The 23,419-nt window shown below is 37.2% G+C and carries 21 protein-coding genes and 1 pseudogene; 17 read left to right on the forward strand and 5 right to left on the reverse strand.

Annotated features, from left to right (window positions below; genetic code table 11):
* Positions 1–99 precede the first annotated feature (99 nt).
* From D8M05_RS08810 to D8M05_RS08830, 5 genes are all read left to right on the forward strand, one after another.
* Entirely contained in the window at positions 100–1,818 is a 1,719-nt protein-coding gene (locus D8M05_RS08810; protein WP_121130779.1) for a peptide ABC transporter substrate-binding protein, read from the forward strand.
* Positions 1,819–1,979: 161 nt separating this feature from the next.
* A complete protein-coding gene (opp3b, locus tag D8M05_RS08815; RefSeq protein WP_121130782.1) occupies positions 1,980–2,909 on the forward strand; it encodes an oligopeptide ABC transporter permease in 930 nt (309 codons plus the stop codon).
* A 1-nt stretch (position 2,910) separates the two neighbouring features.
* Complete coding sequence (opp3C, locus tag D8M05_RS08820; protein ID WP_121130785.1) at positions 2,911–4,065, forward strand: oligopeptide ABC transporter permease; 1,155 nt, start codon at positions 2,911–2,913, stop codon at positions 4,063–4,065.
* A gap of 19 nt (positions 4,066–4,084) precedes the next feature.
* Positions 4,085–5,128 carry an ABC transporter ATP-binding protein gene (locus D8M05_RS08825; protein WP_121130788.1) on the forward strand — a complete coding sequence of 348 codons (1,044 nt, stop codon included), beginning with the start codon at positions 4,085–4,087 and terminating at the stop codon, positions 5,126–5,128.
* A complete protein-coding gene (locus tag D8M05_RS08830) occupies positions 5,128–6,063 on the forward strand; it encodes an ABC transporter ATP-binding protein (RefSeq protein WP_121130791.1) in 936 nt (311 codons plus the stop codon). The genes D8M05_RS08825 and D8M05_RS08830 overlap by 1 nt, the downstream gene beginning before the upstream one ends.
* A gap of 55 nt (positions 6,064–6,118) precedes the next feature.
* Here the strand turns inward: D8M05_RS08830 and D8M05_RS08835 are convergent, their stop codons facing one another.
* Positions 6,119–7,735 carry a long-chain fatty acid--CoA ligase gene (locus tag D8M05_RS08835; RefSeq protein WP_121130794.1) on the reverse strand — a complete coding sequence of 539 codons (1,617 nt, stop codon included), beginning with the start codon at positions 7,733–7,735 and terminating at the stop codon, positions 6,119–6,121.
* Between the two features lie 175 nt (positions 7,736–7,910).
* Here D8M05_RS08835 and D8M05_RS08840 point away from each other — a divergent pair, with 175 nt between their 5' ends.
* The 9 genes from D8M05_RS08840 (at position 7,911) to D8M05_RS08880 (ending at position 16,864) form a co-directional block, all read left to right on the forward strand.
* Positions 7,911–8,927, forward strand: a complete 1,017-nt coding sequence (locus tag D8M05_RS08840) for a TAXI family TRAP transporter solute-binding subunit (protein WP_121130797.1) — start codon at positions 7,911–7,913, stop codon at positions 8,925–8,927.
* A 122-nt stretch (positions 8,928–9,049) separates the two neighbouring features.
* Positions 9,050–9,583 carry a DUF1850 domain-containing protein gene (locus D8M05_RS08845; RefSeq protein ID WP_121130800.1) on the forward strand — a complete coding sequence of 178 codons (534 nt, stop codon included), beginning with the start codon at positions 9,050–9,052 and terminating at the stop codon, positions 9,581–9,583.
* Positions 9,576–11,600: a TRAP transporter permease gene (locus D8M05_RS08850; RefSeq protein ID WP_121130803.1), complete on the forward strand. Its 2,025-nt coding sequence runs from the start codon at positions 9,576–9,578 to the stop codon at positions 11,598–11,600. Before D8M05_RS08845 ends, D8M05_RS08850 begins: the two co-directional genes overlap by 8 nt.
* Before the next feature lie 200 nt (positions 11,601–11,800).
* Positions 11,801–13,138 (forward strand): MATE family efflux transporter, encoded by a 1,338-nt coding sequence (locus D8M05_RS08855; protein ID WP_121130950.1) that lies wholly within the window; start codon positions 11,801–11,803, stop codon positions 13,136–13,138.
* A 292-nt stretch (positions 13,139–13,430) separates the two neighbouring features.
* The gene (locus tag D8M05_RS08860; RefSeq protein WP_121130806.1) at positions 13,431–14,048 is read left to right on the forward strand and encodes a lysozyme family protein; all 618 of its coding nucleotides are present in this window, start codon (positions 13,431–13,433) and stop codon (positions 14,046–14,048) included.
* A gap of 48 nt (positions 14,049–14,096) precedes the next feature.
* Positions 14,097–14,474 (forward strand): RidA family protein, encoded by a 378-nt coding sequence (locus tag D8M05_RS08865; RefSeq protein ID WP_121130809.1) that lies wholly within the window; start codon positions 14,097–14,099, stop codon positions 14,472–14,474.
* 16 nt (positions 14,475–14,490) lie between these two features.
* Positions 14,491–15,660, forward strand: a complete 1,170-nt coding sequence (locus D8M05_RS08870; RefSeq protein ID WP_121130812.1) for an iron-containing alcohol dehydrogenase — start codon at positions 14,491–14,493, stop codon at positions 15,658–15,660.
* Positions 15,661–15,865: 205 nt separating this feature from the next.
* Positions 15,866–16,429: a DUF4256 domain-containing protein gene (locus D8M05_RS08875; RefSeq protein ID WP_121130815.1), complete on the forward strand. Its 564-nt coding sequence runs from the start codon at positions 15,866–15,868 to the stop codon at positions 16,427–16,429.
* Between the two features lie 225 nt (positions 16,430–16,654).
* The gene (locus D8M05_RS08880) at positions 16,655–16,864 is read left to right on the forward strand and encodes a hypothetical protein (RefSeq protein ID WP_121130818.1); all 210 of its coding nucleotides are present in this window, start codon (positions 16,655–16,657) and stop codon (positions 16,862–16,864) included.
* Positions 16,865–17,110: 246 nt separating this feature from the next.
* Here the strand turns inward: D8M05_RS08880 and D8M05_RS08885 are convergent, their stop codons facing one another.
* From D8M05_RS08885 to D8M05_RS08895, 3 genes and pseudogenes are all read right to left on the reverse strand, one after another.
* Positions 17,111–17,785, reverse strand: coding sequence for a lysophospholipid acyltransferase family protein (locus D8M05_RS08885; protein WP_183072741.1), 675 nt, complete (start codon positions 17,783–17,785; stop codon positions 17,111–17,113).
* Positions 17,786–18,081: 296 nt separating this feature from the next.
* Positions 18,082–18,188 (reverse strand): annotated as a pseudogene (locus tag D8M05_RS20565) (sigma-70 family RNA polymerase sigma factor); the annotation flags it as partial.
* Positions 18,189–18,314: 126 nt separating this feature from the next.
* On the reverse strand, positions 18,315–19,520 hold the full coding sequence (locus tag D8M05_RS08895) for an MFS transporter (protein WP_121130824.1): 1,206 nt from the start codon (positions 19,518–19,520) through the stop codon (positions 18,315–18,317).
* Positions 19,521–19,849: 329 nt separating this feature from the next.
* On the opposite strand from D8M05_RS08895, the gene D8M05_RS08900 reads away from it, so the two are divergent.
* From D8M05_RS08900 to D8M05_RS08910, 3 genes are all read left to right on the forward strand, one after another.
* Positions 19,850–20,776, forward strand: coding sequence for a DUF1002 domain-containing protein (locus tag D8M05_RS08900; RefSeq protein WP_121130827.1), 927 nt, complete (start codon positions 19,850–19,852; stop codon positions 20,774–20,776).
* Positions 20,777–20,918: 142 nt separating this feature from the next.
* Positions 20,919–22,271: an MFS transporter gene (locus tag D8M05_RS08905; protein WP_121130830.1), complete on the forward strand. Its 1,353-nt coding sequence runs from the start codon at positions 20,919–20,921 to the stop codon at positions 22,269–22,271.
* Positions 22,272–22,418: 147 nt separating this feature from the next.
* On the forward strand, positions 22,419–23,156 hold the full coding sequence (locus tag D8M05_RS08910; RefSeq protein ID WP_121130833.1) for a 3D domain-containing protein: 738 nt from the start codon (positions 22,419–22,421) through the stop codon (positions 23,154–23,156).
* A 39-nt stretch (positions 23,157–23,195) separates the two neighbouring features.
* Here the strand turns inward: D8M05_RS08910 and D8M05_RS20165 are convergent, their stop codons facing one another.
* A complete protein-coding gene (locus D8M05_RS20165; protein WP_183072742.1) occupies positions 23,196–23,333 on the reverse strand; it encodes a hypothetical protein in 138 nt (45 codons plus the stop codon).
* Positions 23,334–23,419 lie beyond the last annotated feature (86 nt).

Genomic DNA, 23,419 nt, shown 5'->3' on the forward strand with positions numbered 1-23,419 from the left:
AGAAAAGGGGTATAATTTCACTTGTAGAGATTTTAGATTTTAGACTAGCATCTATATCTTAAATTTTCAGAAAAAAACAACTATGAGGGGGGACGTTTCATGAAGCTAAAAAATTGGGCTCTATTATTAGCGCTTGGTTTATTGCTAACAGTTTTAGTTGCATGTAGTGGTGGGGATTCTGAGGATACAGAATCATCAGACACTGGTGATGCAGATACAGCAGAAGATACTACAGAAGAAGTAGCAGAAGAAACTGAAGGAGAAACTGAAGGAGAAAATGTACTTAATGTTATAAATGGAGATACTATTCCTTCGATGGATCCTTCAATGGCTACTGATGAATATGGATTCCAATTCATTGGTGCTACAATGGAAGGTCTATATCGCTTAGATGAGAATGCAGAACCTGTTGAAGGTATTGCTACAAATCATGAAGTAAGCGAAGACGGTATGACATGGACATTTACATTACGTGAAGATGCAACTTGGTCAAATGGTGACCCTGTAACTGCGCATGATTTTGTTTATGCATGGCAGCGTGCTGTTAGCCCTGACACAGGATCTGAATATGGTCCATACATGATGGGTGGCGTAATCAAAAACGCAACTGAAGTCAATACAGGAGATGTTCCTGTAGAAGAACTAGGTGTAACTGCTGAAGATGATTTCACATTAGTTGTCGAGTTAGCAAACCCAACTCCATATTTTGAATCGTTAACTTCATTTGGTACATTCATGCCATTAAACCAAGCATTTGTTGAAGAGCAAGGAGATAACTTTGCTACTAGTACAGATACATTACTATTTAATGGACCGTTCACTTTAGAAAACTGGACAAGCACAGCTAGCGAATGGGATTTAGTTAAAAATGAATCTTACTGGGATGCTGAAACCGTACAAGTTGAAAAGATTAATCATGTTGTCGTAAAAGATCCTTCAACTTCAGTAAGACTTTATGAAGAAGGTTCTGTAGACCGTGCAGGTATTTCATCTGACCTTGTAGATCAATACTCTACACATGAAGATTATGTTGTAACACCAGAAACATCTGTTTTCTATCTAAAAATAAATCAAACAAGAAACGAAGCTTTAGCAAATGCAAATATTCGTAATGCGATCGCTAGAGCATTTAACAAAGATGATTTAGTTAATGAAATTCTAAATAATGGTTCAATCGTTGCAAATGGATTAATTCCTGCAGACTTTGCTCCAGTGCCAGAATCTGGAGAAGATTTCCGTGCAGCGAGTGGGGACCTAATGACATATGATACAGAAGCAGCTTTAGAATACTGGGAAAAAGGCCTTGATGAACTAGGTGTAGATTCAATCGATATGGAATTACTTGGTGGGGATACAGAAACTTCTAAAGTAATGAACGAATATCTTGCGAATCAATTATCTACAAATCTTCCGGGCTTAAATGTAACATTGAAGAGTGTTCCATTTGAACAACGTTTAGATTTAGATACAAGCATGGATTATGATTTACAAGTTGCTGGTTGGGGTCCAGACTATCTAGATCCATACACATTCTTAAGTTTATGGATTACTGATGGCGGAAACAACATGATGGGTTATTCAAACTCAGAATATGATGCTTTATTAGAAGAAGCAACAACAACACTTGCAACAGATAATGTTGCTCGTTATGAAAACTTCTTTGAAGCAGAAAAGATTCTATTTGAAGACGCAGCAATTGCTCCTATTTATCAAAGTGCAATGGCACAGCTAGTTTCTCCTAAAATTGAGGGTGTATTTGTTAACCCGTTTGGGGCAACTTATGAATATAAATGGGCTAGTGTAAACTCAGCTGAATAAAATTAAAAAGATTATGCTTTTGACAATCTAATGTCATTTAATTGGACAAGAGAGTGTGTACCTATAAAGGTAATCATGCTCTCTTGTTCCATTTTGGGAAAAAAATCTTACAATAGTGAACATTCGATGAATTTCGACACATAAGCTTAGGAGGTGCAAGAATGGCACGGTATATTGCTAAACGGGTAATGTATATGTTGATTACTTTATTTATCATTGCGACATTATCCTTCTTTCTAATGAAAATGCTACCTGGTAGCCCGTTAAATGCTGAAGAAAAATTAACAGAAGAACAACAAGCAATTGTATTGGAGAAATACGGGTTAAATGATCCGATTCCAATTCAATATGTAAACTATCTTGCTGGTCTTGTACAAGGAGATTTGGGTATTTCCTTTGCTTTTAGTAACACACCAGTTACAGATATTTTAATGGACAGAATGGGGCCTTCTGCACAATTAGGTGCGCAGGCGTTAGTAGTGGGAACAGTGATAGGCGTTCTATTGGGACTGATAGCAGCTATTTCCCATAATGGATTTCTTGATTACACCTCAACGATTATTGCCGTATTAGGTACTTCGATTCCTAACTTCGTCTTTGCAGGTCTCCTCCAATACCTATTCGCAGCTGAGTGGGAATTGTTTCCTGTTGCCTTATGGGGAAGCTTTGAACATAGTATCTTACCAACGATTGCGTTAATGATCTTCCCAATGGCTACTGCAGCTCGTTTTGTGCGAACAGAAATGGTGGAAGTTTTGGGTTCTAATTTTATAACAACTGCACGAGCTAAAGGTGTAAGTGAACCTGGAATAGTATTTAAACACGGATTACGTAATGCTATGATTCCGTTAGTAACTGTAATTGGGCCAATGGCAGTGAGTTTAATGACTGGTTCAATGGTTATCGAGCAAATTTTTGCTATCCCTGGAATTGGGGAACAATTTGTGAATTCGGTTATGGTAAATGACTATCCGACAATAATGGGAACAACGTTACTGTTTGCGGCATTATTTATCGGAATTATCTTGGTAACCGACCTCCTTTATGGACTAATTGACCCTAGAATTAGAATTAGCGGAGGGGGTAAGTAATATGGATACAAATAACAATAATAAGATACCTAAAGAACTTCTCGTTCCGATGAAGAAAACAGAGGATACGAGTGAAAAAATTTCTGGTGAAAGTAGAACCTTTTTGCAAAATGCAAGACGTACATTCTTAAAGAATAAATTGGCACTAACAAGTGTTATTGTGCTCGTTTTTATCTTAATCATGAGTGCGGTTGGGCCATGGATGACTGATTATGAACTTGATGATCAGGATCTATCTAGAGCAAAAATGCCTGCTAGAGTACCTGTGCTTGAAAATATCTCTTGGTTAGGCTTTACAGGTTATTTAAGTGATGAATTTGAAGGTTCAGACGTTGAAGATGCAACAAATAAAGCTATTGCAAGATATGACAATGAGGCAGACTTTGTTGATATTGAAGTAATTAGTGAAGGTGACGGAAGCAGAAACTCTGCAGAAGTGAAAGCGACATATGATATATATGAAGCAAAAGGAATGAAAGATGAGTATTTCTGGTTAGGAACGGACACTTTAGGTCGTGACCAATGGACGCGCCTATGGTTAGGTACACGTGTATCGATGCTGATCGCCTTTGTGGCTGCATTTATTAGTTTAGCGATTGGTGTTGCTTACGGTGGAATCGCTGGGTACTATGGCGGAAAAGTTGACGACATAATGATGCGAATCTTGGAAGTATTGGTTGGTATTCCGAACTTGGTTGTTATCTTGTTAATGATGCTCGTACTTGAACCGGGTATTACCTCGATAATTGTTGCCCTGACAATTACTGGATGGACCGGAATGGCTCGTATCGTTCGTGGGGAAGTAATGAAACTAAAAAGTCAGGAATATGTTCTGGCAGCACGTACATTAGGGCAATCGAATTGGAAAGTAATAACGAAGCATTTATTACCGAATATAAGTGGTATTATCATTATAAACACAATGTTTAATATTCCGGATGCAATTTTCTTCGAGGCATTCTTAAGCTTCATTGGTTTAGGTATGGCACCTCCACAGGCATCACTCGGTACGCTTATTAATACAGGATTTGATAATATCATGCTTTATCCATACATGTTAGTGTTCCCGGCAATCCTGATTTCGTTAATTATGATTGCATTCAACCTAATTGGTGATGGACTGCGCGATGCGTTTGATCCGAAAATGCATAAATAATGAAGGTAGGTGTTTTTAAATGAGTAAATTATTAGAAGTAAAAGACTTAGCGATATCATTTAACACCTACAACGGTGAAGTACAAGCCGTGCGAGGTGTAAGCTTTGATCTGAATAAAGGGGAAACATTAGCGATTGTTGGGGAGTCTGGTTCAGGTAAATCAGTAACAACGAGCGCCTTAATGGGATTATTACCTAAACCTCAAAGTATTATAAAGTCTGGTCAAATCCTTTTTGAAGGAAAGGACCTTGTAGGTAAGTCAAATAAAGAAATGCAAAAAATTCGTGGGAAAGAAATTTCCATGGTGTTTCAGGACCCGATGTCTGCTTTAAATCCTACAATGAAGGTAGGAAATCAGATTATGGAAGGTCTTATTAAACACCAAAATATGAATCGTAATGATGCCAAGAAAAAGGCGATCGAATTACTTGATTTAGTTGGAATTCCTAATCCTGAAACGAGAATGACCCAATTTCCGCACCAATTCTCTGGTGGGATGCGCCAACGTGTTGTTGTAGCTATTGCATTAGCTTGTAATCCGAAAGTGCTTATTGCCGATGAACCAACAACTGCTCTGGATGTTACAATACAGGCCCAAATCCTAGAGTTGATGAAGGATATTCAAAAAGAAACAGAAAGTGCAATCGTGTTTATAACGCATGACTTAGGAGTAGTAGCAAATGTTGCGGATCGTGTAGCCGTAATGTACGCAGGGAAGATTGTAGAAGTAGGTACAGTAGATGACATTTTCTATAATCCAAAACATCCGTATACTTGGGGATTACTTGGTTCCATGCCAACACCTGATAGTGACGAAGATGAGCTTTTTGCGATACCAGGAAGCCCGCCTAACATGCTTAATCCACCTAAAGGTGATGCATTTGCTCCAAGAAATAAATTTGCACTAGAAATTGATGGAGTAATGGAACCGCCAATGTTTAAAGTATCAGATACACATTATGCTGCAACATGGCTGTTACATGAGGATGCGCCGAAAATTGAGCCACCTGCTTCCGTTAAAAAACGCATGCAAGGAATTGCGAAAACGGGAGGTAATGAGTAATGGAAAACGAAAAATTATTAGAAGTTAAAAATTTGCAAAAACACTTCAAGGTTGGCCGAAATAAAGTTGTGAAAGCTGTTGATGGTGTAACTTTTGATATTTATAAAGGTGAAACGTTTGGTCTAGTTGGAGAATCTGGAAGTGGAAAGTCAACAACAGGTCGTACGATTATTCGTCTTTATGATGCATCAGGAGGAGAAGTTAAATTTAATAATGAAGATGTTCATGGGAAGAAATCAAAAGATGAGCTATTAAAGTTCAACCGTAATATGCAAATGATTTTCCAAGATCCATCTTCTTCTTTAAATCCTCGTATGACTGTTATGGACATCATTGCTGAAGGTTTGGATGTTCATAAGTTAGTAAAGGATGAGAAAGAACGTAAAGAGCGTGTAGAAGAATTGCTTGAGGTTGTTGGATTAAATAGAGAACATGCTAGTCGTTTCCCACATGAGTTTAGTGGTGGGCAACGTCAACGTATCGGAATAGCACGTGCACTTGCGGTTGACCCTGAGTTTATTATTGCTGATGAGCCAATTTCTGCACTTGATGTTTCCATTCAAGCACAGGTTGTAAACCTACTGAAAAAATTACAAAAAGAACGTGGATTAACGTATTTATTTATTGCCCATGATTTATCAATGGTTAAATATATTAGTGACCGTATCGGAGTAATGTACTTAGGGAATATGGTAGAATTGGCAGATAGTGATGAATTGTATAAAAACCCACTACATCCATATACAAAGTCACTACTTACTGCAATACCGTTACCAGATCCAGAATATGAACGTGCGCGAAAGCGAGTTTCGTACGATGCTTCCTTACTTGATACTAGTGAAGAGCCAGAGTTTAGGGAAGTTAGCCCTAGACACTGGGTACGTTGTACGACAAAGGAATTTGAACAATATAAAAAGCAAGTTAAAAATAAATAAGCAAGAACCTTGTTACATACTAATTCGGCATGTAACAAGGTTTTTTTATATTTACCTAATTGGGTAGTTTAGCCTTCACATCTTCTCTTAATTGACGTTTTAAAAACTTGCCAACAGATGTTTTTGGAATTTCATCTAAAAATAAAATAGCATCAGGTATCCAATATTTTGGAAATTGTGGTGTGATGAATCTTAATAGTTCCTGTTCCAAGCTGGAATTCGTATATCCCTCTTTTAAAACAACACACGCAACTGGTCTTTCCTGCCATTTAACACTAGGAATAGCAACAACACACGCCTCTAAAACAGCTTCATGCGCCATCAGAGCATTTTCAATTTCTACAGAGGAAATCCATTCACCACCACTTTTAATTAAATCCTTTGTTCGGTCGACAATTTTTATCGTACCTTCTTTATCAACGGTTACAACGTCTCCAGTATGAAACCAACCATCTACAAAGGCGTTTTCACTCCGATTATCTTTATAATATTCATTTGCAATCCAATTTCCTCGGAGTAATAGTTCTCCCATTTCCTGGTCATTCCAAGAAACTTCTTTTCCGTCATTTCCGATTACTTTCATTTCTAATCCTGGTACGAGGATGCCTTGTCTTGAACGTTCTTGCAACTTATCTTCATCAGATAATTCTAGTTGGTAGCTCTTTAATCGAGAGAAGGTTACGAGTGGTGTTGTTTCGGTCGCACCATATGCATGATAGAATGGGATATTGTATTTTTGTTCAAAGGTTTTAATTAGACCTAATGGGGCAGCTGATCCACCACATAATACAGCTCTTAAACTACTCGTATCGTAGTTTCCTTTCTCTAATACCTGTAACAATCCAATCCAGATAGTTGGTACACCTGCTGTTATTGTTACTTTATATTTCTCGATGAATTCTGCTAAACGCTGTGGTGTAAATCGTGGACCAGGAAATACTTGTGTCGTCCCAAACCATGTACAAGCAAAGGGTGTTCCCCATGCATTTACATGAAATTGTGGAACAACTGGCATGGCTACGTCTGATTCGGATATTGCTGCTGAATCAGCAAGTCCGAGTGCATAACTATGCAATACAATTCCGCGATGTGTATAGAGAACTCCCTTTGGCTTTCCGGTTGTTGCAGACGTATAGCACATTCCAGCGGGATCATTTTCATTAATATTAGTAGAAAATGGATAGGTTGGATCTCCGTCTGCTATTAATTCCTCATAAGAGTATAGAGACTGAATACTAGATTCTGGGAGATTTTTCTTATCTGTCATAATAACAAATGTTTTAACCGTTTTTAGATGTGGATGGATTTTCTCAATTAGAGGGAAAATATCCTCGTCTATAAATAGAATTTTGTCTTCGGCATGGTTGATAATGTAAATGATATGCTCAGGTGAGAGGCGAATATTTATCGTGTGTAAAACTGCATTGATTCCTGGTGCTGCAAAGTAGACTTCCAGGTGCCTATGATGATTCCATGCAAGTGTTCCCACACGGTCTCCTTTCATTACACCGAGGGTATTTAGGGTGCTCATGAGACGTCTGGTGCGTTTACCAACATCAGCATAAGTAAGTGTATGGATTTTATCATGTGTTTGCGAAATAACTTCCTTCTCAGGGAAGAATTTTTCCGCATGCTCTAGCATAGATCCAACAGTTAACGGGACATGCATCACAAAAACCAACTCCTTTATTGTGGCCAAGTAGTACATTATATGCAATTTGATGTAGGAATTATGTTGTATTTTTTTCTACTATTGTTATATTGCAGATAAGTATGAGTTGACAATAATGTGATTTCTGTAATAGAATAGAAAAAACGACTAAAAATACATAAAAAGGGGATTTTTTATGAGAATGAAAACGCTTTTATCAGTTGCTATGTTATTATTACTTGCTATGGTTCTAGTCGCTTGTGGTGGCGGTGATAGTGAAGGGGAAACAGATAGTGATTCAGGCAATGAAGAAGGGGCAGCTTCTGAGGGTGGAGACTCTCCGGAGTTCTTAAATTTATTAACTGGTGGTACAAGTGGTACATATTATCCGCTAGGTGGGGAAATGGCCACAATTATATCAGATGAAACTGGTATCCAAACAGATGCCCAGTCATCAAATGCTTCTGCAGATAATGTAATTGCTGTTCAAGAAGGAGATGCAGAACTTGCATTCGTTCAAACAGATGTTATGGCAAATGCTGCTGAAGGAACAAATGCTTTTGAGGGAAATGTAGTTGATAATGTACTAGGTTTAGGTTCACTATATCCTGAAACGATTCAAATCGTTACATCGGCAGATTCAGGTATTACATCTGTTGAAGATTTAGCAGGAAAAACAGTTTCAGTAGGTGCTCCAGGTTCTGGAACGTATATTAATGCAGAACAAATTCTTGAAATTCATGGTATGACAATGGATGATATCGAGGCGCAAAATTTGGACTTTGGTGAATCTACTGGAGGAATTCAAGATGGAAACATCGATGCAGCATTTATCACAGCTGGTACTCCAACAGGTGCTGTTGAAGGTTTAGGTGCTACTACAGACGTAAGAATCGTTCCAATTGCACAGGATAAGATTGATGCATTGGTAGAACAGTATCCTTACTATGCTGCAGATACAATTCCTGCTGGTACGTATGGTGGTATTGATGAAGAGATAAACACAGTTGCTGTACTTGCAATGATCGTAGTGACCGATAGTTTATCAGAAGATGTCGTTTATGATATTACAAAAGCATTATATGATAACGTTGATAGTATTACACATGCTAAAGGTGAATTAATTACAAAAGAAAGTGCTTTAGATGGTATTGGAATCGATCTTCACCCAGGTGCAGAAAAGTACTTTAAAGAAGAAGGGTTACTTGAATAAATTAAAATAATAAATTATATGGCCGGCTGGTAATCCTATTCTAATAGGTGTTTGCTGCCGGCTATTTTATGTTCCAATTAAATAGCATAAAATGACATAACGAATGAATAGGTGGATGCTTGATGAAGCTACCAAAATTAATACTTCCCTTATTAATTGCGCTACTCCTACTACTCATCCTATTATTCGTTCCATTTCGAACGGCACTCGTATTTTACAAAGAAAATACAAGTACGGTGGAGGCGCTTCTACCGATTAAACAGGGTGAAACCTTCCAAATTATTTTTAAGCATTCCATCCATTTAACGGATGTAGTTGAGAAATACAAGATTACTAGTGACCTTAACATACAGCAATATGAATTTGTATATGAGGAGTTTGGGATTGGAATGCCTTCAAATGCTGAAGAAGGAGAAACGTTTGAATATATTGACGGGAAATATTATATAAAGAATATGAGCAATATTTTTCCTACCATGAACATACGTAATGGTAAGACGGTTTCAGAACATCGATTAGTATGGGGAACAGAGGAAAATGAAGAAGCACATATGGTTTGGTTTAATGATTACTTTGAACCGGGTGCTTGGTTTACTGTTAAAGTGGAAAGATTATCACTTTGGGATTACTTGAAAGGAGTGAAAATACATGAGTGAGAATAAAGGAAACGTAGAACTAACAGAGGAAGAACAACAAAAACTGATGGAGAAGTATGATGCTGAGTCAAATACACGTAAGTTGACAGGTGTTGCTGGATGGATTGTATTTTTTACGCTCATTGCATTTTCTCTATTCCAATTATATACTGGTGCATTTGGTGCCTACACAGCTTACATACAACGAACCGTCCACTTAGGCTTTGCTTTAGCGCTAATATTTCTACTATTTCCTGCAAGAAGAGGTACAAAGAAAAATACGGTTGCATGGTATGACTGGATTTTAGTTATCTTATCCATCGTTGTTACTGCATACTGGCCAGTGTTCTACGATATGTTGGTCCAGCAAATTGGTGGAATTGAATTAGTACAAGTTATTATAGGTGGTTTAGCGATATTGCTAGTCTTAGAGGCTGCTAGACGTGCTGTTGGTCTCCCAATTGTAATTATTGCAGTTGTCTTCCTTCTGTATGCAATATTTGGACCGCAAATGCCAGGAATGTTAGCACATCGTGGGCTAAGTTTAGAGCAACTTGTTGATACAATGTTCTTTACAACAGAGGGTATTCTTGGTACACCGTTGCAGGTATCTTCTACGTATATTTTCTTGTTCCTATTATTTGGTGCATTCTTAGTACAGACTGGTGTTGGACTATACTTCAATGATTTGGCACTTGCAATTGCTGGTCGCCGTGTCGGTGGCCCTGCTAAGGTAGCAATCTTTTCGAGTGCGCTAAATGGTACAATCTCAGGAAGCTCAGTTGCGAATACTGTTACAACAGGCGCATATACAATCCCAATGATGAAACGGCTAGGTTACAGGCCGAATTTTGCTGGTGCTGTTGAAGCTGCTTCTTCTACTGGTGGACAAATTATGCCTCCAATTATGGGTGCTGCCGCATTTCTAATGATTGAATTCGCAGGTGTACCATATTGGGAAATTGCAAAGGCTGCTGTAATACCAGCAATTTTATACTTTTCAGGAATTTGGATTATGACACACTTGGAAGCGAAAAGAGTTGGACTTCTTGGGTTGCCTAAAGAGGAAATTCCGAATAAAAAGGAAGTATTCAAGAAATTATATCTACTACTTCCAATCCTAGCAATTGTCTATTTGTTATTTGCTGGATATAGTATTGAAAGAACTGCGATATACGGTATCCTTATTACAATTGGTGTTAGTTTGTTAAGAAAAGATACAAATATGTTCCTGGAAAATAATAAGTTTACACTTCGTAAATTAATTGACGCTCTAACATCTGGGGCTCGTACTGCATTAGGTGTTGCAGCAGCTACTGCAAGTGCAGGTATTATTGTAGGGGTAGTAACGAAAACTGGTTTAGGTTTGAAACTTGGTAATGGACTTGTTGATATGGCTGCAGGTATTGCAAATTCCCCGCAAACATTGTTGCTATTAACCTTATTCTTTACAATGGTTACATCCATTATCCTAGGAATGGGTTCACCAACAACGGCAAACTATATTATTACATCAACCATTGCACTGCCTGCAATTATGGCCTTGGTTGATCAACATGAATTTGCGATTCCGGTGTTAGCTGCACATATGTTTGTATTCTATTTCGGTATTGTTGCAGATATAACACCACCAGTAGCACTAGCTGCTTTTGCAGCATCGGGTATATCTGGTGGGGAACCAATTCGAACTGGATTCAATGCATCTAAATTAGCTATCGCGGCATTTATCATTCCATATATGTTCGTGCTTGAGCCACAATTGTTAATGATTGATGTGACGGCTGGTGGGATGATTTGGATACTGATTACTGCCATTACGGGAATGATAGCAATTGGAGCTGGATTAATTGGTTTCTGGTATAGAAAATTACACTGGATTGAGAGAATTATCACGGTTGTAACTGGTCTACTTTTAATGTATCCTGAAGGCAATTCAGATTTTATAGGACTAGGGCTCTTTGTAGTTCTTGTCATTATACAATTTATGAGTAGAACAGATAAACCCACTAAAGGTAAAACGCAACAAGCGAATGCGTAAAGACTAAAAAGGTCAGGATATATTCCTGGCCTTTTTACTTGTTGATTGTAGTTGAATCTTAGGGAATCGACTGAGGAATTTGGGAATAAGCAGAAGAAGGGAGGATACTAGCTGATTAAGTGAATGTATCAGTAGATAGAGCGTAAATATCAGCAGATGGTATAATATAATTGAAATTCACTGATGAAAGTTGGATTTATATGAAAAAACAGCAACACGATTTTACACAAGGGAATATTCTAAAACAACTTATCTTCTTCTCGTGGCCAATTATGTTTACGAATCTACTGCAAACTTCCTATCAATTTATAGATAGCTTATGGATTGGTAATTTATTAGGTGCAAATGCACTTGGGGCAGTTGCGGTTTCTAGTACGATTATTTTCACCGTTCTCTCTTTCGTAATCGGTTTGAACAATGCAGCGTTAACGATATTATCGCAGCAAAAAGGACGTGATAATGAAGAAGGGTTAGAACGTTATTTAAATGCGTTTGTCGTTATTCTTACAACAATTGCCGTGCTTTTAGGTTCGATTGGTTTTGTATTTGCTGAGGGTTTCTTGAATCTATTAGGTACCCCAGAAAGTATGCTAGCTGAAGCTACTATATATCTACGCATTAATTTCCTTGGAATTCTTTTCCTATTTGGTTATAACTTTATTAGTACCGTACTACGGTCATTGGGTGACAGTAAAACACCGATGCGTTTTGTTATGTTAGCAGTGGGGTTAAATATTGTCCTTGACCCGTTGTTCATTTCCGTGTTTAATTGGGGGATTGAAGGGGCTGCAATAGCAACCGTTGTATCCCAAGGGGTCGCATTTTTGTATGGATTAATATATGTTTTGTACAAGAAGCTAGCACCTTTTCGGATTCCAAGTCTGCCTGCCTGGAAGGAAGTTGGCTTAATCCTTCATTTAGGTATACCATCCGGATTACAAATGGCTGTCATATCTGCAGGGTCTGCGGCAATTATTAGTGTTGTTACATCATTTGGAGCAGATGCTGTGGCTGGATTTGGAACTGCACAACGTTTAGATAGCTTATTGTTGCTGCCAGCTCATGCTTTAAGCACAGCGGTTGGAAGCATGGCAGGGCAAAATATTGGTGTGAAAAATTGGGAAAGGGTTCGTGCAATTGCAAAGTATGGAGTTCTCTATAATTTAGCAATCATGTTTACAATTGCAATCCTTGTTGTCTTTTTTGCTGAATATGGTATTAGATTATTCATTCGCGAGGAAGAAGCTGTTGCATTCGGAACGAGATATCTTCAAATTATAGCGTTATGTTATCCGTTTCTAGGAATTAACTTTATATTAAATGGAGTTGTTCGTGCAGCAGGTGCAATGTACCAGGTACTTATTCTTAATATTATCTCATTTTGGATTTTGCGGTTTCCACTTACCGCATTGTTTGCTAACATACTTGGTGAAATAGGGATTGCAATAGGGATGGGTTCAAGTTTTATTATTAGTAGTCTTTTTGCTTTCCTATACTTCAGGTATGGAAAGTGGAGGAAAAAGGAATTATTTACGTAAAATAAATAACATGTGTATAAGTTAGGGATAAACTATGGATATCTTTATTCGAATTGTGTATAAGTGGATAACTTTGTGGATAAACTATCATAATTGGAATTTTGGGAAAATATCATTAAAATGAATATATGTGGGAAATTACTTTAGACATAAGTGATGTTATCCCTTTCAATATATTCATTTGTGATAACAATATAATGATTATCTTTGTAATAGATTGTGTATAACCTCAACTTTGTACACAATCTATCTACAATCTGTGTGATATTTTGAGACTGAAGGGGATATAAGAATGAAAGGTAGAAATAGAAAAAGACTGGCAGTGTATAAAGCATTCCTAATAGCGGGACTTTTTACTAGCTTGTTTCTAGTAATCTCTATTTTAACCGATAGTGAAAACCGTAATGTGGATAATTATCCACAAATAACAGATGAGGTCTTGAATTATCGACCACTTGTGGAAAAATACGCAAAGGAATATGATGTATCTCAATATGTGGATGTGCTTCTTGCGATGATGATGCAGGAATCTGCTGGAAAGGGAAATGACCCAATGCAGTCATCTGAGAGCTATTGTGGACAAGTTGGTTGTATTTCCGATCCAGAACGTTCGATTAAACAAGGAGTCTATTATTTTTCTACTGTATTAAAAGATGCAGAAGGAGATGTAGAACTGGCTATTCAGTCGTATAATTTTGGTAAAGGTTTTATTGATTATGTTTTATCAGAAACTGGTCAATATTCACAAGAAGTTGCAATAAATTTTTCACAGAAAATGTATGAAAATGCAGCCGATAAGTCAATCTATACATGTTTGCGTGAAGGATCAGAAAAATACAATGCTTGTTATGGGGATATCTATTATGTACAGTCTGTAATGGAGTACAGAGAAGTGATAGCTATGAAGTAAAGAAACTGATATAATTGACAGACAATAATAAAAATTGGAGGAATGAACATGTCAAAAGCAATACATACAAATAATGCGCCAGCAGCAATTGGTCCGTATTCTCAAGCTATTCAAGCAGGGGATTTTGTTTATGTGTCAGGACAAATTCCAATTGACCCAGTAAGTGGTGAGGTTGTAGACGGAATTGAAAAGCAAACAGAGCAAGTACTGAAAAATTTACAGGCTATTTTACAAGAAGCAGGAACAGCTTTTGATCAGGTTGTTAAGTTTACGATTTATTTATCAGATATGGAGAACTTTGCTACAGTTAATGAAATATATGGCGGGGCACTTTCAGAACCATATCCTGCAAGAGCAACAGTTGAAGTTAGTCGCCTGCCAAAAGATGTGTTAATTGAAATGGATGTTATCGCATATACGAAATGAGAGGATGAATGTAGTTATGAATAATTTTGTCTATCAAAATCCTACGAAATTGATCTTTGGGAAAGGGCAACTGGATGTACTACCAAAGGAAGTAGAAAAGTACGGAAAGAAAGTACTTCTTGTATATGGTGGCGGTAGTATTAAGCGCAACGGAATTTATGATAATGTTTTAAGTAAATTAGCTGAAATTGGTGCTGAAGTCCACGAGTTATCAGGTGTAGAACCTAATCCTCGTATTTCCACGGTAAGAGAAGGCGTGGCAATCTGTAAGAAAGAAGGAATTGAATTTGTTTTAGCAATTGGGGGCGGGAGTACAATAGACTGTACAAAAGCAATCGCTGTTGGTGCAAAGACAGACGTAGATATGTGGGATGTGGTGACGAAGAAAGCAAAGGCAACTGGCGCTTTGCCATTTGGAACGGTTCTAACATTGGCTGCAACCGGTTCTGAGATGAATGCTGGTTCGGTCATTACAAATTGGGAAATAAATGAAAAACATGGATGGGGTTCAGCTTATTCTTTTCCTAAATTTTCGATACTGGACCCTGAGCATACATTCTCTGTTCCTACTAATCAGACGGTTTATGGCATCGTAGATATAATGTCTCATGTATTGGAGCATTACTTCCACCAAACAACAAATACACCAATCCAGGATCGCTTCTGTGAAAGTATCCTATTAACAGTTATTGAAACGGCGCCAAAACTACTTGAGGATTTAGAAAACTATGAGCATCGGGAAACAATCATGCTCGCGGGTACATTGGCATTAAACAATATGTTGAACATGGGATATCAAGGTGACTGGGCAACACATAATTTGGAACATGCTGTCTCCGCTGTGCATGATATACCACATGGTGGAGGTCTGGCAATCTTATTCCCTAACTGGATGAAGCATGTACTGGATGATGAAAATGCCGCGCGTCTTAAACAACTTGCTGTTCGTGTTTTTGATGTGGACCCATCTGGTAAATCTGAGGAAGAAGTAGCCCTAGAAGGAATTGAGTCATTACGTTCATTCTGGAAGAGTATTGGTGCGCCATCAACATTAGCTGACTACAACATAGATGAAAGCTCTGTAGAAATAATGGCAGAGAAAACAGTCGTAGCAAGGCCTGAATTCGGGGTATTTAAAAAGTTAGATAAACAAGATTCGATAAAGATTTTTAAAGCGAGTTTGTAATTATCTGGCTTAAAATGTTGTCGGATATTGAAATATATACAACAATTTCCCAGGAAATATGTCGATAAAAAATTATTTTAGCATATTACTTAGGGTTGAAACAAAAAATTGCATATCCATACACACGTTATTTCACGTTAGAAATAGCGTGTTTACTTTTATGGGAAGGATTAAAATACTTCCATTACAATAAGGAGGAACGATTATGAGCAATAAGAAGGATCTAACAGTAGAACAACGTGAAGAATTACTCGGAGTGTTGAAAGCCCGTTTTGAGAAACATATGAACCGTCACAAAGGTTTTGATTGGGATAAAGTTCAAGTAAAACTAGAAGCGAATACTGAAAAATTGTGGTCACTGGGTGAAATGGAAGAGACTGGCGGCGAACCAGACGTTGTTGGTTATGATCAAGAGAAGGATGAATACATATTTTGTGATTGTTCAGCAGAAAGTCCTAAGGGTCGTAGAAGTGTTTGTTACGATCGCGCGGCACTGGAGTCAAGGAAAAAACATAAGCCGGAAAATACCGCTATTGATATGGCGATGGCCATGGGAATCGAACTTCTAACGGAAGATCAATATCGAGCATTACAGAAGCTTGAAAACTTCGATACAAAAACGTCGAGTTGGGTGCAAACGCCTTCTGATATTAGAGAACTCGGTGGTGCCCTTTTTTGTGATTATCGCTTTGGCCATGTTTTCGTGTATCATAACGGTGCAGATTCTTACTATGGTGCTAGAGGTTTCCGTGGGTCGCTAAGGGTGTGAGTTTTGCTAAGATATGAATAGCAATTTCTAGTTATGAAGGTATAGATGCAATAGATTTGTTACAATAGGTTGAAATGATTGAGAACACGTGCAAAATAACGATTTAATTCATTGTGTACCAACCCGCGGTATAATAAATAATGTAGGATCATTACGACTTTTGCTCTTAGTAGAACGGATGCCAAGAAAGTCTTCGCTGAAGTTAAAATATGGAGGTGTAAGAGAATGAATAAACGATGGACAATCGGTAAAATTAATGCATTCGTCGAGAACAATTCAGATAGCAAGTTGCTAACGACGGAATATCACGGTTTTTCCCAAAAGTTATTGTTTAAATGTGCATGTGGTAGTAATTTTGAAAAAACATTTACGAAATTTAAAAACAATAATCAACGTAAGTGTGACATGTGTCAACCGCCAAAAGCCTCACGTTAAATGTATCTCAAATAATCGAAGTGGCGATATTCATTTAGGCTCTTTTCTAAAGGATAGTTGCTTTTTCTTAAAATAAGCTGTGGCATAAAAGATATAAATTACATTTTCTATCAAAAGCAACAATTAATATGAAAAGAGCCTTAATTTAAAAAGGTAAAATTGCCTTACTTCTGTCGTTCTATAAGAGGTAAGGTAATATTATCTCGGCAGCGCCCAAAGTAATAATAGTCCTTCTACTATTCCTACTTATAAATGTTTTTTAATTTGTGTAAGAACTGTTGTGGCTAGTTCGTTTGTATCATTAAAATTTCTTGAGTCGATGGGGTCAGAGTAATGGATAGAAACTTTTGCTGGTGTATTCTTGCCTTTCTTTCCGATCAATTTGTAAGAATCCTTTATGGTTACAGGAATGACTTTAACTCCTGATTTAATTGCAATTCGCAAACTACCCGATTTAAATTCCCCCATTTTAGGGCCTTTACTTCTTGTTCCTTCAGGAAAAACTGCTATTGAATGACCTGATTTTAAACCTTCTATTGCCTGGTTAATAGCTTTTAGGGAACTTCGAGCGTTCTCCCTGTTGATAAACACGCATCCACGTTCTTTCATCCAATAACTCAACAAAGGGATTTTTTCCATTTCCTTCTTAGCTACAAAAGCCATCGTTTGAGGAGCTGTTGAATATAAAATAGGAATATCCATATTACCTTGATGGTTGCTCACATATAATACAGGTTCATCTAAAGGAATGTTTTCTGTTCCTGTTATGATGAGATCGGCACCTGAGATTTTAATTAGATTTCTGGTACATTTTAGAATGATTTTATCCATGAATTCTAGTTTTTCTTTGTTTTTACCTGCTTTATTTAATTTGTTGATCGTTATTGATTTATTGGCTTTACTTAAAATATAACCCCACATGTATCCTTGAAATAATAGAGTACGCATATATTTTCCTCTTTTCCATCATGTTTAAGCTACTATAATCATAAAAGGCATGAACAAATTAAATAAGTCACAAATGTCATTTGTTCATATTATATTTGTCACCCTTCGATGGGAATTCAGACGATGTATAATGGAACTGAAATATTTTTTTACCATTCAAATACCCCAGTATTAGTAAAAACATGGTTATACTGGGGCATTTGAGTTTGATTACTTTTCAATTTCTATAACAATTTCCTCTAGCTCCAACTCTTCCATCGGAGCAGAACAATCCCTTTTATAAGCGTTAAATTAGATCAATAATATATTCCAAGGCATCTTCCTTTCCTTGTTGGAATGTTTTAATAAAATTGGTTTCATTGGACTTTTTTCTCATCTTATTTCCAATAATAGTGTAATTTTACATTGCGAAGATAAAACAAAAATAAAGAGTCAAAATAAAAAGTTCCAAGCAGCATTCTCTTTGCTTGGAACTTTAATAATATTATTTTCTATTATTCTATTAGTGTAAATGCGATGATACAGATTGTGTTTGTTTGGTTGTATATTCGTATTTATACCAGGTTACTAGCATAATAATCCCAGCTAGGATGAGAAGTCCACTCGTTACGAAAAAGACAGTGGAGAATCCAGAAGTTGCTGCGATGATTCCACCAAGCCCTGGACCGATGATGTTCCCTAGAAAGCGAAGGCTTGTGTTATAACCAATTACCTCACCTTGCATGGATAACGGTGCTTCTTGTCTAATATAAGCCATTCTTAGTGGAACAATACCGCCAATCGAGACACCAAGTAAGAAGCGAATAATAACAAGTTGATAGATATTGGTGACAAATGCTCCTGGTAAATACACAATTCCTGCTACGAACAAGAGGATAATTAATATTTTAATATAACCTACATTATCACCGAGTTTCCCCCAATTTCTTGACATAATTAAATTCCCTAAACCAGCAGCCGAAAATGCTACACCTGAAAAGAATGCAATGTTGGCTGGTCCATGGATCTCCTCAACAAATAAGGACAAGATGGGTTGGATGCTAAAATGTGCGATTTGTACTAATGCGGAAAGGAGAAGTACCACTAGTAATACAGGTTTATGCAAGATATGGAGGATAACTTCTTTACTAGAGTAAGATTTATAATCGCGTTCATCTGTTGAAAGTTTCACTTTTACTTCTTTAATCCCAAATAATACGAGTAATGCTGAAATAAAGATAGTTATGGCAACCCACTTAAATGTACTGGAATACCCGAATGTATCTGCTAGAATACCACCGAGCATTGGACCCATCAAAGCACCTGTTATATTACCAGTTTGTAAGGTTCCAAGGACACGTCCAGCAACTTCTTTCGGTGTTTGTGTTGTAATAAATGCTTGTGACATTGGAATAAAGCCAGTTACAATACCCATAAATAACCGTAATAAGAAAAGCTGCCAAACATTTGTGGCAAATCCCATTAAGAAAACTGATACACCGATGCCTACAGCAGAAAAAATTAGTATGAATTTCCTTCCATATTTGTCACCAATTCTCCCCCAAATAGGAGAAAAGATAAAAGCAGCAACAAATGTTACACCAAATGTTAGTCCAGACCACGTTTTTACATAGGAATCAGAATACGTTCCAAATGAATCAATGTACAAAGAGATGAATGGAATAACCATTGTCATACTACCTGCAACAAAAAAATTAGCAAACCACATGATTGCTAAATTTCTTTTTACAGCTTTATCAGATTCAGTAATTTTATTTACCTTCTTTCGAAAAATATTTCGTTACCCTAAATATACAGTAATCGAAGTAATTTTAAAAGACTTCTGCTTAGGAAAAAGGATTGATTTTTTTGTTTAGAATGTTCATTGATTCAAATCAGGGTTATAATATTGGTATATTAGAGGATAAGAATTATCCCAGTGGACAAGCATAAATATAACTATGGTAACATTTCTCAATACTTCTTCTGCTAAGCTCGCCCTTGTAAGAAATGTTCATGCTTGTAAATAATAAGTAGAGGCTAAAAGGAGAATTAAAGATGAGACGAAACGTTAAAAGAATATTATCGTTGGTTATTGTAATTGGATTAATGATTGGCTTGGCTGCTCCAATTTATGCCCAGGCAAGTACAACAGATGTAGAGAGTATAAATGAAAAGCTTGGACCTGCCATCGTTGTATATGGTGGGACATTATCAGATGAACAAAGAAATAAGGTCCGTGAACTTTTGGATGTGACAAATCCTGATACAGTCACAGAGTATGAAGTGCTAGGAGAAGATGTCGCTACATATATAAATGGAAATCCAGATGCAAACTTGTATTCTTCTGCAAAAATTGTTCGTCAGGAAGAGGGAAATGGGTTAACGATTAATATTGTTACACCGGAGAATATTACAGAGGTGACAGAAGATATGTATGCGAATGCGCTCCTAACAGCTGGTGTTGAAAATGCGACTGTTGATGTCGTTTCACCTATTCCGGTTAGTGGCCATTCAGCATTAACGGGTATCTATAAAGCATATGATGCCGAGGGAGAGACGCTTGACAAAGAGCGCATGGAATTGGCGAATGAAGAATTAGGGGTAGCAACGGATTTAGCGGATAATGAGGGCTTATCACAGGAGAAGGTTAGTCAATTATTAACGGAAATAAAGCAAATGATTGCCGAACAAAATCCTGTAACAAGAGAAGAAGTAGAACAAATTATTAGTAAGCAATTACAAAATCTTGAAATTAACTTAAATGAAGCGGATAGGCAGATGCTAATTGACCTATTTGATAAGATGCGTGATTTAGAAATTGACTTTGGCGCGGTGCAGAACCAGCTTGAGGATATCGCATCCTCTGTTGTGGAAAAGGCAGAGGAATTGGGGCTAGACCAAGACTTCTGGGAGAAGGTTGCTAATTTCTTTTCAGATTTATTTAATGCCATAGGCGACTTCTTTGGTGGATTATTCAACTAAATTAGGGGAAAATGTAGTGAAGGTAGCATGAAAAGGACTCTGTCATGAGTCCTTTTACTTTCTTACTGCATAAGTGCAACTAAGCCTCCCACCCAAAGGATCAGCTAAAACTTAAGTTTTCATATGTTTCGGAGATGATGGAATGACAACGAATAGAAGTGCTTCTCCAAAATGGGCAATTACGCTCTTTACGATGGGTGTATTTATGGCGGGGCTTGATAATGGAATTATTAGTACAGCACTAACAACGATTAGTGATTCTTTTCATGTTTCGGCCGCATGGGGAGCGTGGACAGTTACGCTATATACGCTCGGGATTGCGATAAGTACACCAGTTATTGGTAAGCTATCGGATCGCTATGGAAGAAAACGGCTATTTATTATTGAAATAGCTTTATTTGGTATTGGTTCCGTGCTTGTAGCATTAAGTCCAAACTTCATATTTTTACTTGTTGCAAGGTTTATTCAAGCACTTGGTGGTGGAGGTATTTTTATTATTGGGAGTTCCTATATTTTATCTACACTTCCAAAGGAAAGCCAAGGAAAAGCACTTGGTATGCTTGGTGGCATGCATGGATTATCGGCGGTTATTGGTCCAAATTTAGGTGCGGTGATTTTAGGTCTAACGGGTTCATGGCAATGGATGTTTCTTATTAATATTCCCATCGCTATTTTTCTCATTATTTTTGGGTTCCTTAAGCTAGAGGAAACGAAAGCTGGAACAGAAAAGCCATTAGATATAACTGGTACACTGCTCTTATCGATAAGTATTCTTTCCTTTATGTATGGCATTACGCAGTTAGATAGTGATTCATTTGTACATAGTCTGCTATTTATTATTGTAGGATTAATCCTTTTTACATTATTTATCATTCATGAAAAACGCGTAGAAAAGGGTGATGGTGACCCAATTCTTGCTTTTTCCTTGCTAAGCAAATTATCGTTTAAATTGACACTTGTTCTGGGACTATTATCTGGGGGATTTCTGGCAGGTATTATATTCATCCCAGCATATGTCGAGCAAGTCCTCCTCGTCCCTGTTGAACAAGCTGGGTATTGGGTTACCCCAATGGCACTAGCTGCTGGAGTTGGCGCTGGATTAGGAGGCGTATTATCAGATAAAATCGGTCCTGTTAAAACAGTGATTATTGCTGGTGTAATTGGTGTAAGTGGATTTGGATTATTTTCTTTTCTTGTAGAAGGATTTTTGATGTTTGTCGTTGCAAGCTCACTTGCTGGTATTGGATTAGGAATGTTAATGGGGGCACCATTAAATATGCTTGCTGGTGCTAGTGCGGATGAAAGTGAAAAAGGAACGGCGTTAGGTACAGTTTCATTATTGAGGCAAATTGGATTAACTATTTTCCCAGCCCTTTTTGCTGGATTGATAGCTGGTTCAAAATCTGGATATTCCCAAATGTTTTTTGCAGCGATGGTATTGGCATTGCTCGTATTGATTATTGGATTTTATATAAATAGAAAGAAGCTAATTTAATATCCTGGAAAAACCAACAAAATCTACCATGTTTATTACATTCAGCCGTATTTTCGTAATGGCTGTAATAGAATCTTAACTGTCCTGTTACTGTATTCCCTGTTTGGCTGTGATACTATTATCCTTAGTTATTAAGGAGGAATCCATATGAAAAAGGTATTTACAGCGCTATTAGCTGGGGTCTTTATAATTAGTACAGCGGCAATCACTGTATCAGCTGAAGAATATGAAATTCAAAAAGGGGACAACCTTTGGGATATTGCAGAAGATAATCAAACATCTGTAGATGCGTTAATGGAAATAAATGATCTGAAGTCAACCGTTGTTCATCCAAAACAAATTATATTACTAAATGAACAATATATTGTAGAACAGGCTGATACATTAGAAGGTATCGCAGAAAAATATAGCGTAACAGTTGATGAGATTAAACGATGGAATAATCTGACATCTGATATTATTGTTATTGGACAAGTGTTAGAGATTAAGAGTGTTAGTGATGAACAGGTCAGTGACTCAATTGGAAAAACTAATTCTACAGCATCCAAGGTAGATACGGAGACAGAAGAGGTTACTTCTAAAGAAAGCCGAGAAGGAAAGACAATAGAAGTAGCGGCAACTGCTTATACTGCTAGTTGTGAGGGATGTTCAGGAATTACGTATACTGGATTAGACCTAAATAAGAATCCAAATGCGAAAGTAATTGCAGTTGATCCAAATGTTATTCCAATGGGTTCAGAAGTATATGTTGAAGGATATGGCTATGCTACAGCAGCAGATATCGGTAGTGCGATTAAAGGGAATAAAATTGATGTGTTTGTACCAACTTTAAGTGAAGCAGAAAAATGGGGTACACGTTCTTTAGAAGTTACGATTTTGGAATAGGTTATAAAAGAGGGAAGCATTCATCAGATGCTTCCCTCTTTATCTATTAAAAGTTAATTCTGATGAATGACTGTTTTGCTCTATTAATTCTACTGGTTCATCAGAAAGTTTATTTATCCCCAAAACCCCAATTGACAAAATCATCATCGCAAAAAGAGCGACTAAAACTTTCCTCATACATGATGCCCTCCATAATATGTTCTCTTTTCCTAGTATAGTAGAAAATATACTGACATACTACAGGGAAAGTTTAGTAATTTGGA

The organism is Oceanobacillus bengalensis, from assembly GCF_003628445.1.
GTDB classification, from domain to species: Bacteria; Bacillota; Bacilli; order Bacillales; family Amphibacillaceae; genus Oceanobacillus; species Oceanobacillus bengalensis.